The organism is Streptococcus mitis (assembly GCF_946190115.1).
GTDB lineage: Bacteria > Bacillota > Bacilli > Lactobacillales > Streptococcaceae > Streptococcus > Streptococcus mitis_CO.
Window position 1 is genome coordinate 18962 of record NZ_CAMHZG010000017.1, and the last position, 11813, is coordinate 30774.

The following is an 11813-nucleotide window of genomic DNA, read 5'->3' on the forward strand; positions in this document are numbered from 1 at the left end:
CTTTTCTTGCTTGTTTGATAACTATCAAAAGAGACAGAAGATTAAGAGAAAATATAGAAAGAGACTTCATGAAACAATTTTTAGAACGGGCCAGTATTTTGGCTCTCTCCCTCGTTTTGATTACATCCTTTTCCATCTCAAGTGCCCTGCCAGCCATGTTTGACTATTATCAAGGCTATCCTAAGGAACAAATTGAGCTCTTGGCGAGCTTGCCTTCCTTTGGAATCATGATTATGTTATTACTAAATGGTTTCTTAGAAAAAATCTTTCCTGAGCGCTTACAAATTAGTTTGGGATTGCTGATTTTATCACTGAGTGGAACAGCACCCTTTTGGTATCAAGCCTATCCTTTTGTATTTGGAACACGGATTCTTTTTGGTTTGGGAGTTGGGATGATCAATGCCAAGGCTATTTCTATCATCAGTGAGCGTTATCAAGGGAAAACGCGAATTCAGATGTTAGGGCTACGCGGTTCTGCAGAGGTCGTTGGGGCTTCTCTCATTACCTTGGCAGTCGGTCAATTGTTGGCCTTTGGTTGGACAGCTACCTTTCTAGCCTACAGTGCTGGATTTTTGGTACTGACCCTTTATCTGCTCTTTGTACCTTATGGAAAGGAAAAGAAAGAAGTCAAGAAAAAAGCGAAGGAAGTAAGTCGCTTAACTCGAGAAATGAAAGGCTTGATTTTTATCTTAGCTATTGAAGCGGCAGTTGTAGTTTGTACCAATACGGCTATTACTATTCGTATTCCAAGTTTGATGGTGGAAAGAGGACTTGGAGATGCCCAGTTATCTAGTTTTGTTCTTAGTATCATGCAGTTGATCGGGATTGTGGCTGGGGTGAGTTTTTCTTTCTTGATTTCTATCTTTAAGGAAAAATTGCTCCTCTGGTCTGGTATTACCTTCGGCTTAGGGCAAATCGTGATTGCCTTGTCTCCATCCTTGTGGGTGGTAGTGGCAGGAAGCATTCTGGCTGGTTTTGCCTACAGTGTAGCCTTGACGACGGTCTTTCAACTTGTCTCTGAACGAATTCCATCTAAACTCCTCAATCAAGCAACTTCATTTGCTGTATTAGGCTGTAGTTTCGGAGCCTTTACGACCCCATTTGTTCTAGGTGCAATTGGCTTACTAACTCACAATGGGATGTTGGTCTTTGCTATCTTAGGATCTTGGTTGATTGTAACCTCTATCTTTGTCATGTACCTACTTCACAAGAGAGCTTAGGATTGGTTTCCTAAGTTTTTCTTTTTGTGAATTTTGTACCCAGACAATTATAAATTTTCTAGCTTGTTACGAGACTAATTTCTTGATAAAATAGAGGTTATGACGAGATACAAAGCAACTATTTCCTATGATGGTTATGCCTTTGCTGGTTTTCAGCGCCAGCCTCATGCGCGTAGCGTTCAGGAAGAAATTGAAAAAACCTTGACCAGGTTAAATAAAGGGCAAGCCATTACTGTTCACGGTGCTGGTAGGACAGATAGTGGGGTTCATGCTTTGGGACAGGTGATTCATTTTGACCTGCCCTATCAGATGGATGAGGAGAAGCTCCGTTTTGCCTTGGATACCCAGTCTCCTGAAGATATCGATGTGGTTTCGATTGAGCTTGTGGCGGATAATTTTCATTGCCGTTATGTCAAGCATAGCAAGACCTATGAGTTTATCGTGGATAGGGGCCGTCCCAAAAATCCGATGCGCCGTCACTATGCCACTCACTTCCCCTACCCACTCGATGTGGAGAGGATGCAGGAGGCCGTCAAAAAGCTAGAAGGAACCCACGATTTCACAGGCTTTACAGCATCTGGGACCAGCGTAGAGGACAAGGTTCGCACTATCACAGAAGCTAGTCTCAGGGTTGATGAGACAGGCCAGTTTTTGACCTTTACCTTTTCAGGAAATGGTTTCTTGTATAAGCAGATTCGCAATATGGTGGGGACACTGCTCAAAATCGGCAATAACCGCATGCCAGTAGAGCAGATTGACCTGATCTTGGAGAAGAAGGACAGGCAACTTGCAGGTCCCACTGCAGCACCAAATGGTTTGTATTTAAAGGAGATTCGTTATGAAGAATAATCGTATTTTAGCACTTTCAGGAAATGATATTTTTAGTGGTGGTGGATTGTCCGCTGATTTGGCTACCTATACATTGAACGGCTTGCATGGCTTTGTAGCAGTGACTTGTTTGACAGCCTTGACAGAAAAAGGATTTGAAGTCTTTCCAACTGACGATACCATTTTTCAACATGAATTAGATAGCTTGCGTGATGTGGAATTTGCAGGGATTAAGATCGGTCTTCTACCAACTGTCAGTGTGGCTGAGAAGGCATTGGACTTTATCAAGCAACGCCCAGGAGTGCCTGTGGTTCTGGATCCTGTCTTGGTCTGCAAGGAAACGCACGACGTAGCAGTTAGTGAACTCTGCCAAGAGTTGATTCGCTTTTTCCCTTATGTCAGCGTGATTACGCCTAATCTTCCTGAAGCAGAATTATTGGCAGGTCAGGAAATTAAAACATTGGAAGACATGAAAACAGCAGCGCAGAAATTGCATGACTTAGGAGCGCCAGCAGTCATTATCAAGGGAGGCAATCGCCTTAGTCAGGACAAGGCTGTAGATGTCTTTTATGATGGACAAACCTTTACAGTCCTAGAAAATCCCGTCATCCAAGGTCAAAATGCTGGCGCAGGTTGTACCTTTGCCTCAAGCATTGCCAGTCACCTACTCAAAGGTGATGAACTTTTACCAGCAGTAGAAAGCTCTAAGGCTTTCGTTTATCGTGCTATTGCACAAGCAGATCAGTATGGAGTAAGACAATATGAAGCAAACCAAAACAACTAAAATCGCCCTTGTATCCCTATTAACCGCCCTCTCTGTGGTTCTAGGTTATTTCTTAAAAATCCCAACACCGACAGGCATTCTAACTCTTTTAGATGCGGGTGTCTTCTTTGCTGCCTTTTACTTTGGTAGTCGTGAAGGAGCTGTAGTCGGAGGACTAGCAGGTTTCTTGATTGACCTCTTATCAGGCTACCCTCAGTGGATGTTTTTTAGCTTGGTCAATCATGCTTTGCAGGGATTTTTCGCAGGATTTAAAGGAAAAACTCAGTGGTTAGGCCTTATCTTAGCAACGATTGCCATGGTAGGGGGTTACGCCTTGGGTTCTACTTTGATGAATGGCTGGGCAGCAGCCCTACCAGAAATCTTACCAAATTTCATGCAAAATATGGTAGGGATGATTGTAGGATTTATTCTTAGTCAAAGTATCAAGAAGATTAAGTAATACTCTTTGAAAATCTCTTCAAACCACGTAAGCTTCACCTTGCCGTACTCAAGTATAGCCTGCGGCTAGCTTCCTAGTTTGCACTTTGATTTTCATTGAGTATAAAGAGGCTGAGTCAAAAGTCTTAAAAATCAGAAAAACGCATAGTATCAGGTGTTGGAACCTTGATACTATGCGTTTTATTGTGTGAAGATTTTCGAAGAATATTAATCAAAATAAAGCAAGTCTTTGCTGGTGTTTGTAAAGAGGTCAAAGCCATCCTTGGTAACAACACCGCAGTCTTCGATACGGACACCGACTTTACCAGGGATATAGATACCTGGTTCAACAGAGAAGCACATGCCTTCTTCGATGACCATGTCGTTTCCTTCCATGATAGATGGGAATTCGTGGACATCCATACCGATACCGTGACCAAGACGGTGGTTGAAGTACTCGCCGTAACCAGCTTTTTCGATGACCTCACGGGCAGCACGGTCCACTTCATGGGCAGTCACACCTGGTTTGATAAAGTCAAGAGCAGCTTGTTGGGCTTCAAGAGTCAAGTTATAAATGTCTTTCTTGAATTGGTCAGGTTTGCCGACTGCGACTGTACGAGTCATATCTGACGCATAGCCGTTGACTAGAACACCAAGGTCAAAGAGTAGAAGAGCATCATTTTCAACCTTATTAGCTGCTGGAATACCGTGTGGATTTGCAGCATTATCACCAGTCAAGACCATGGTATCAAAACTCATTTCATAGCCTTCACGTTTCATGGCAAAGTCAATTTGAGCGATGATATCTGTCTCAGTCTTATCAAGAGAAATATTGTCAAAACCAACATTAACAGCCTTGTCCGCATAGAGACCTGCAACCATCATTTTTTGCACTTCATCAGCTGATTTGATGAGGCGCATGCGTTGGATACGAGGTGTGAGGTTTTCAAAGTCAGCAGTCTCAAAGACAGTTTTCAAGCCATGATATTTGGTCAGGATGAGATTGTCAAACTCAACAGCGACACGTTTAAAGTCGTGCTGTGGAAGAGCATGTTTCATTTTTTGCCATGGGTTTTCAGAGTCCACATAGCCCACAACTGGGAAGGAAACAGTGCTAGTAGCACGCTCAACTTCAAGAGCTGGGACAAAAAGGAGGGGTTCTTGATCCGCTAGGACAAAAAGGAACATTTGGCGTTCATGGGGATCACTGTAAAAGCCAGTGAGGTAATTGATTGTGACGGGGTCAGATACGACAGCGACGTCTAGTTTTTCTGATTCAAGATATGTTACGATTTGTTGTAATTTAGACATATGCTACCTTCTTTCTACCCCTCTATTTTGGCAAAAAAAGAGAGAAAATGCAAGGGAGAAGGGTAAAAGAAAAGACAAAAAAACTCCGACAAGATAACGGAGTTCTTTGATATCATTTTCCTTTGTTTAAGAAAAGTCAGCCTTGCTTTTGACATCACTGTATTCTTCAGCGATTTCTTGACTGAGGATGTCCTCATAGGCAGGAAGTTGGATATCCTGACCATATTTCTTCTTGAGGGCAGTAGTGACTAGGCGATAAGCCAGATTGGCATTGCGAGAGAGGATGGGTCCGTGGAAGTAGGAACCAAAGACATTCTTATAATGAACCCCTTCGCCGACTTTTTCTTCGTTATTTCCATTTCCATAGACAACATGTCCCAGTGGTTTTTGGTCATCAGAGAGGAAGGTACGACCCTGGTGATTTTCAAAACCATAGTAGGTTTCATTGAAATCTTTATTGTGAATCTTGATGTCCCCAATAAAACGGTTATTGGTCTGGTTGAGGGTGTAGTGGCCCATGACACCGAGCCCTTCGATGCGTTTGCCTGAAGCTTCCACATAATATTGCCCCAATAGTTGGAAACCACCGCAGATAGCGAGAACCACACCGTCGTTTTGGATGTAGTTGTCAATGCTCTCTTTTTTAGCAGGTAGGTCGTCTGCAATAATACTTTGTTCAAAGTCTTGACCGCCACCGAAAAAGGCGATGTCGTAGTGATTTTCGTCAAAGTCATCATGGAGAGAAACGATGTCAACCGTCACATGGGCTCCCAGTTTTTCAGCCACATACTTGAGCATGAGGATGTTTCCATTGTCCCCGTAGGTATTCATGAGGTTACCGTAGAGGTGGGCAATATTGAGCTGATAGGGGTAATTGCCAGCTTTTGAGGAAAGTGAAGTATAAACCATTAGTTCATCTCCTTTCTAACAATCTGACGACTAGCCAGCAGTTCGCGGAATTCAAGCATAGCAGTATAGGTAGCTAGGATATAGGCATGCTTGCAGTCTTGATTCTCAATGGTTTTAAGAACTTGCTCCAGACTACTTATTTCAGTAATTTTATCAGCTGGATAGCCTGTCACTCGTAGACGACGAGCAATTTCAGAATGGCGAACACCGCCAGCGTTGATTTCGGGAATGTCCATGTCAGTGATTTGTTCAAAATCAGCATCCCAGATCCAGCTGGTGTCAATACCGTCTGCATAGTTAGCGTTAAGGAGGACAGATAGGCTAAATGGATAAGGTGCTAGTTTAATCATTTCGATAGCTTGGGTCGCACCGACTGGATTCTTAATCAAGACGAGAGTACATTCCTTATCACCGATATGGAAGGTTTCTTGGCGTCCAAAGACAGCACGGCTCTTATCAAATCCCTGTTTGATGAGTTGGGAATCGGCACCGAGGAAACGAGCAATAGCAACCGCAGCTAGGGCGTTGTAGATATTGTAAAGACCACCGATTTGAATACCGTATTCTTGTCCGTCTATGACAAAGCGAGAGCGATTGTTGGTCAACTCAACCAGTTTTGTCAAACGATAGTCTAAATCAGGACGTTTACATCCACAACCTTCACAGATATAGGCACCCAAGTTTGCATAGGTATTATGTTCATATTTGAGGATGCCTTGGCAGTCAGGACAGAGAATCCCTTCGGTATTATAGTGAGCCAGTTGAGCTGGACCTTTCTCCAAGTCAAAACCAAAATACTCTACAGGATTTGGAATAGCTGGCTTGTAGAAAAGTGGACTGTCTCCATTAAGGAGAACAGTGGCAGTAGGCACTTTACGAATAGCATCCAAAATCATCTTGTAAGTTGTGTAAATCTCACCATAGCGGTCCATCTGGTCACGGAAGATATTGGTGATAACAAAAAGGCTTGGCTGGATATAGTCACAGATACGAGATAGACTGGCTTCGTCAATTTCGAGAACGGCAATATTTTTCCCAGTTTTAGAAGATTTGGCTGTTAAGAAGGTTGTCGCAATTCCTGTAATCATGTTGGCACCGCTTGGGTTGGTCAGAACTTGACCATAAACCTCTTTTAAAATGCCGACAGTGAGGGCAGTTGTCAGGGTTTTTCCATTTGTTCCAGTGACCACGACAATCTCGTAGTTCTTAGCTAGGTTTTGTAAAATATCTTTATCAAATTGAAGGGCAAGTTTTCCTGGAAGCGTACTTCCACGGCCAAGACGGCTTAAAATGAAGTGGGAAGAACGCCCAGCAAGAAGGCCCAAAGTAGTTTTTAAGTTCATGTTTCTATTATATCATACTGCGCCCAGCAGTCCAATAACTAAAGTAACCTCTAAGATCAACTAAAGAAGTAACCTTAGAGGTGCTTTTTAGGTTCTGATTAAACCAATCAAATACAATATCTTTGAATTTGATAACTTTGGCAACTTTAAGAAATAAATCTTTCTTGCTCTGAACATAAGAAAGGAGAGGACATCAATTACCTTCTGCAGGTTTTAAAATTTCATTAATCCATTATAGTTGACAAAGATACCTAACTTTTGGGATTTAGATTATTTTTTGGAAAGTCTCTTTTATAATAAATTACGAATTTTTTCTTTTATAAATGCGTTAAGAGGATAGTGTTTATCAAGATATTCTAGGAGTGCCTGAGCAGATTCAGAAATTCGTTCGTAACCTTGCAAAAAGTAGGGTAATTGTTTGGCTTCATTTGGATAACCTTTTTCAAATCGTCTGTTGCTGTTAAAAATATCTATAAAATTAGATTTAGAAGTTTTTTCCAAATTGATTAGTTCAGTCCAGAGCTTGACAGATCTGTTTTGGATGAAATCATAAGCAGCCAATTTTTCCCCTCGTTGATAGCGACCTAGTCCTATATATAGGTTGCATAAAATTTCTCCCAACAGCCATTCACGATCTCTATTTTCTTTTGATGGCAATCTTTGTGGCTGGCAGATTGTTCCATCAAAACCGACCTCCTTCCAGATAATTTTGCCTTCAGCGAAAGGAATGTTTACTAGTTCGTGAGCTTCAAAGATAGCAAATTCACAAAAAACATCATCTTCAAATAGAACTTTATGTCCGTCCACTGTATTTTGGTAGTGAAATGCAATTGGTTCTAGATTACTTAACCAAGTTAGATCCTGGATATAGGCCTGCTTGTAGCCATCTTTTACAATAACAAAGAAATCCAAATCGGAGTACTGATCCAATCGTTCTCTTTCTGATCCGCAAGAACCAAGTGCCAGCAAAGCTAGTGCTTGTCTAGAATCTTTTAGAGACTGACCAATATCATCTAGTCTTTGTAATAGTAATTCTGTTTTATTCATATCGTTACCTCATTGTTTCTTGTTTACAGACATTATATAGTTAATATTTTCGAAAGTCAATTTCATCCCATACCAAATATATACTAATGTAATATGGGATTTCTTTCGATATTTTTTACAATGATAAAGTTTAAACATTTTGCGGAGTATTGCTCATATTATCAAGAACGAAGAAATTTGAAGTATTCTTTCGATGAAAATATACATACGACCCGCGCGAAGAGTGCCTAATTTACCTAATTAGGCACGAAACAATCATTGCAAAATATCTTTTTAAATTACTCATAAAACGATGAGCTGAAGCGAGTTATTCAAAGTCATATGTCTTGCTGATATTTGAAAGAGTGACCTGAAACTCAATATATAATTAGGACTGCTAAATAAAGTTTGGCTACTATATCACAAAAGAGGGAAAAGACAGATTTGATACTCAATGAAAATCAAAGAGCAAACTAGGAAGCTAGCCGCAGGTTGCTCAAAGCACTGCTTTGAGGTTGTAGATAGAACTGACGAAGTCAGTAACATATATACGGCAAGGTGAAGCTGACGTGGTTTGAATTTGATTTTCGAAGAGTATGAGATTCCGCAGAAATAAAAACAGCCCAAAGAGGGCTGTTCGATACGATCAAATCTCAACTTAAATCGCAAACAAGTCATTCAAGTTCTCAGCCAAGGTTGGGTGAGTGAAGATTTGTTTTGTAAAGTAAGTGTAAGGAATCTTGTTGTCCATAGCAACAGTGATGATGTTGATGATTTCTTGAGAACCTTCTGAGAAGATGCTTGCTCCAAGAATTTCTTTTGTTTCAGTATTAACAACAGCTTTGAAAGCTCCACGAAGGTCTCCATTTACGTGACCACGAGGCATTGCTGCAACAGGGATTTCCTTAACAGCGTATGGAAGTTTCAAATCAGCTGCTTGGCTTTCAGTCAAACCTACTTGTGAAAGCGCAGGTGTGATGAACATAGTATTTGGTACATTGAGACGGTCTTCAAGTGTGTAGCTGCCATCTCCAGCAAGGTAGCTGTAAACAACACGGAAGTCATCAAGTGAAATGTAAGTAAATTGAAGGCCGCCGTTGACATCTCCAACTGCAAAGACACCAGGAACGTTTGTTTGACAATGTTTGTCTACTTTAATAGCACCACGTTCAGTTAGTTCAATATCTGTATTTTCAAGTTGAAGTGGTTCTACATTTGGTTTGCGTCCAGTTGCGTAAAGAAGGGCGTCGAAACGGTAAGTTTCATTTTCAGTTACGACAAGCACTTGGTCACCGTCATTTTTAATTTCAGTAGTACGGATATTTTGAAGCAATTCAATACCGTCTTCTTCCATGTATTGTTTAGCAAGAGCTGCGATGGAAGGTTCTGCACGAGGAAGGAAAGTATCCAAGGCATCTAGAACTGTGACCTTACTTCCAAGTTTGTTGTAAAGGCCAGCAAATTCAAGACCGATATTTCCACCACCAAGGACTCCAAGGTTTTCAGGCAATTTGTCCAAGTTTTGGATACCTGTTGAGTCAAAGACGTTTTTGCTTGTAGCAAGTCCAGGGATTGGCAAGACGTTTGAAACAGCACCAGTGTTGATGACGATTGTTTCAGCAGTCAGTTCTTGTTTTTCATCACCAGCTTGGATTTCGATGACTTTATTTGAAAGGAAGTGAGCTTCCGCATCAAAGATGTCCACGCCTGTACCAGCAACAGTAGCATAGTTTTTACCGTTGAGGCGACCAGTGATAGTGTTTTTGGTAGCAATGACTTCTTCAAAAGGCAAGTCTTTTTCAGCAGCAACTAGCAAAGTTTTAGTTGGGATACAACCGATGTTGATACAAGTTCCACCGTACATAGCTTTGCTACGTTCAACGAGGGCAACTTTTTTACCAGCTGAAGCCAATTTACCTGCTAGTGTTTTACCAGCTTTACCAAATCCGATAACGATTAAATCATAAGTTAACATTTAGAGTTCCTCCTATTCGAATTTCATTCTAGCACAAGAAAAAAACTTTTGCACAATTCTGCTACGCTTTAAAAAAGTTTATGAAATAGTGGAAATTATAGACTTACTTTCTCAAAAAAATCGTTTACATGACTTTATCGACGGATTAGGCTATCTTTTGCTTCTCTCTTGTGTTATACTAGATAGGTTGCAAAGAAAACAGTACTTTTCTTTTGTGGAAAAGAAGCAACACGATTTTATATCCAGTATATGAAAATACGTCATAAAAAGAAAAGTATAAACTAAGCCCTATAGGGTGGCTTCGCACCACCTTTAGAAAGAAGAATAACGTGAAATTTAATGAATTAAACTTGTCTGCTGATTTGCTAGCAGAGATTGAAAAAGCTGGTTTTGTAGAAGCTAGTCCGATCCAAGAACAAACTATTCCCTTGGCTCTTGAAGGTAAGGACGTTATCGGTCAAGCTCAGACTGGTACAGGAAAAACTGCAGCCTTTGGCTTGCCTACCCTTGAAAAAATCCGTACAGAAGAAGCGACCATCCAAGCTTTGGTTATCGCTCCAACACGTGAACTCGCTGTCCAAAGTCAAGAAGAACTCTTCCGCTTTGGTCGCAGTAAGGGAGTCAAGGTTCGCTCAGTATATGGTGGATCAAGCATTGAAAAACAAATTAAGGCTCTTAAATCTGGTGCCCATATCGTGGTGGGAACTCCAGGTCGCCTCTTGGACTTGATTAAACGCAAGGCCTTGAAATTACAAGATATTGAAACTCTTATCCTTGACGAAGCGGATGAAATGCTCAACATGGGCTTCCTTGAAGATATCGAAGCTATCATTTCTCGTGTCCCTGAAAACCGTCAAACTTTGCTTTTCTCAGCAACTATGCCAGATGCCATCAAACGTATCGGTGTTCAGTTTATGAAAGAACCTGAGCATGTGAAGATTGCTGCTAAGGAATTGACAACGGAATTGGTTGACCAATACTATATTCGTGTTAAAGAACAAGAAAAATTTGATACCATGACTCGTCTTATGGATGTGGAACAGCCTGAACTTGCTATCGTATTTGGGCGTACAAAACGCCGTGTAGATGAATTGACTCGTGGTTTGAAAATCCGTGGCTTCCGTGCAGAAGGAATTCATGGAGATTTAGACCAAAACAAACGTCTTCGTGTCCTTCGTGACTTCAAAAATGGTAATCTTGATGTTCTAGTTGCGACGGACGTTGCAGCGCGTGGGTTGGATATTTCAGGTGTGACCCATGTCTATAACTACGATATTCCACAAGATCCTGAAAGTTACGTTCACCGTATCGGTCGTACAGGTCGTGCTGGTAAGTCAGGTCAGTCTATTACTTTCGTATCACCAAATGAAATGGGCTATCTTCAAATCATTGAAAACTTGACCAAGAAACGTATGAAAGGTCTCAAACCTGCAAGTGCAGAAGAAGCCTTCCAAGCAAAAAAACACGTAGCCCTCAAGAAAATCGAACGTGATTTTGCAGATGAGACTATCCGTGCCAACTTTGAGAAATTTGGTAAGGATGCTCGTAAGTTAGCTGCCGAATTTACTCCAGAAGAATTGGCAATGTATATCTTGAGTCTGACTGTTCAAGACCCAGATAGTCTTCCTGAAGTAGAGATTGCACGTGAAAAACCACTGCCATTTAAACCATCAGGTAATGGATTCGGTGGTAAAGCTAAGGGAGGTCGTGGAGGCCGTCGTGGGGATGATCGTCGAGACCGTGATCGCCGTGGCAATGGTCGTCGTGATGATTTCAAAAAAGGAAGTCGTGGCAATGATCGTTTTGATAAAGACAGACGTTACCGTAATAAAGACAATAAAAAACCACGCAATACTTCAAGTGAAAAGCAAACAGGCTTTGTTATTCGTAATAAGGGCGATAAATAAGAAAAAGCGGTTCAAAATTGAACTGCACCCCAAAAGTTAGACAGAAAAAATCTAACTTTTGGGGTGTTTTTATTATGAAATTAACTTATGATG

At 41.2% G+C, this 11813-nt stretch carries 10 protein-coding genes; 5 read left to right on the plus strand and 5 right to left on the minus strand.

Annotation, left to right across the window (positions count from 1 at the left end):
- The first annotated feature begins 68 nt into the window (after positions 1–68).
- From N8L90_RS08390 to N8L90_RS08405, 4 genes are all read left to right on the plus strand, one after another.
- Positions 69–1220 (plus strand): MFS transporter, encoded by a 1152-nt coding sequence (locus tag N8L90_RS08390; protein ID WP_261025058.1) that lies wholly within the window; start codon positions 69–71, stop codon positions 1218–1220.
- Positions 1221–1319: 99 nt separating this feature from the next.
- Positions 1320–2069, plus strand: coding sequence for a tRNA pseudouridine(38-40) synthase TruA (gene truA / locus N8L90_RS08395; protein WP_261025060.1), 750 nt, complete (start codon positions 1320–1322; stop codon positions 2067–2069).
- Positions 2059–2832, plus strand: coding sequence for a bifunctional hydroxymethylpyrimidine kinase/phosphomethylpyrimidine kinase (locus N8L90_RS08400; RefSeq protein ID WP_261025062.1), 774 nt, complete (start codon positions 2059–2061; stop codon positions 2830–2832). The genes truA and N8L90_RS08400 overlap by 11 nt, the downstream gene beginning before the upstream one ends.
- The gene (locus N8L90_RS08405; RefSeq protein ID WP_261025064.1) at positions 2810–3271 is read left to right on the plus strand and encodes an ECF transporter S component; all 462 of its coding nucleotides are present in this window, start codon (positions 2810–2812) and stop codon (positions 3269–3271) included. The genes N8L90_RS08400 and N8L90_RS08405 overlap by 23 nt, the downstream gene beginning before the upstream one ends.
- Before the next feature lie 206 nt (positions 3272–3477).
- Here the strand turns inward: N8L90_RS08405 and N8L90_RS08410 are convergent, their stop codons facing one another.
- The 5 genes from N8L90_RS08410 to N8L90_RS08430 form a co-directional block, all read right to left on the minus strand.
- Positions 3478–4560: a M24 family metallopeptidase gene (locus N8L90_RS08410; protein WP_261025065.1), complete on the minus strand. Its 1083-nt coding sequence runs from the start codon at positions 4558–4560 to the stop codon at positions 3478–3480.
- A 126-nt stretch (positions 4561–4686) separates the two neighbouring features.
- Positions 4687–5469 (minus strand): lipid II isoglutaminyl synthase subunit GatD, encoded by a 783-nt coding sequence (gene gatD / locus N8L90_RS08415; RefSeq protein WP_261025066.1) that lies wholly within the window; start codon positions 5467–5469, stop codon positions 4687–4689.
- A complete protein-coding gene (murT, locus tag N8L90_RS08420) occupies positions 5469–6812 on the minus strand; it encodes a lipid II isoglutaminyl synthase subunit MurT (RefSeq protein ID WP_261025068.1) in 1344 nt (447 codons plus the stop codon). The genes gatD and murT overlap by 1 nt, the downstream gene beginning before the upstream one ends.
- A gap of 291 nt (positions 6813–7103) precedes the next feature.
- On the minus strand, positions 7104–7859 hold the full coding sequence (locus tag N8L90_RS08425; protein WP_224218933.1) for a hypothetical protein: 756 nt from the start codon (positions 7857–7859) through the stop codon (positions 7104–7106).
- 637 nt (positions 7860–8496) lie between these two features.
- Positions 8497–9813, minus strand: coding sequence for an FAD-containing oxidoreductase (locus tag N8L90_RS08430; protein WP_261025070.1), 1317 nt, complete (start codon positions 9811–9813; stop codon positions 8497–8499).
- 329 nt (positions 9814–10142) lie between these two features.
- Between N8L90_RS08430 and cshA the strand changes: the two genes are divergently transcribed.
- On the plus strand, positions 10143–11720 hold the full coding sequence (gene cshA, locus N8L90_RS08435) for a degradosome RNA helicase CshA (RefSeq protein ID WP_261025071.1): 1578 nt from the start codon (positions 10143–10145) through the stop codon (positions 11718–11720).
- Positions 11721–11813 lie beyond the last annotated feature (93 nt).

What these genes read in the sequence shown, in the direction of transcription:
- N8L90_RS08390 (WP_261025058.1), top strand. Translation starts at nt 69, where the DNA reads ATGAAACAATTTTTAGAACGGGCCAGTATTTTGGCTCTCTCCCTCGTT.
- truA (WP_261025060.1), top strand. Translation starts at nt 1,320, where the DNA reads ATGACGAGATACAAAGCAACTATTTCCTATGATGGTTATGCCTTTGCT.
- N8L90_RS08400 (WP_261025062.1), top strand. Translation starts at nt 2,059, where the DNA reads ATGAAGAATAATCGTATTTTAGCACTTTCAGGAAATGATATTTTTAGT.
- N8L90_RS08405 (WP_261025064.1), top strand. Translation starts at nt 2,810, where the DNA reads ATGAAGCAAACCAAAACAACTAAAATCGCCCTTGTATCCCTATTAACC.
- N8L90_RS08410 (WP_261025065.1), bottom strand. Translation starts at nt 4,560, where the DNA reads ATGTCTAAATTACAACAAATCGTAACATATCTTGAATCAGAAAAACTA.
- gatD (WP_261025066.1), bottom strand. Translation starts at nt 5,469, where the DNA reads ATGGTTTATACTTCACTTTCCTCAAAAGCTGGCAATTACCCCTATCAG.
- murT (WP_261025068.1), bottom strand. Translation starts at nt 6,812, where the DNA reads ATGAACTTAAAAACTACTTTGGGCCTTCTTGCTGGGCGTTCTTCCCAC.
- N8L90_RS08425 (WP_224218933.1), bottom strand. Translation starts at nt 7,859, where the DNA reads ATGAATAAAACAGAATTACTATTACAAAGACTAGATGATATTGGTCAG.
- N8L90_RS08430 (WP_261025070.1), bottom strand. Translation starts at nt 9,813, where the DNA reads ATGTTAACTTATGATTTAATCGTTATCGGATTTGGTAAAGCTGGTAAA.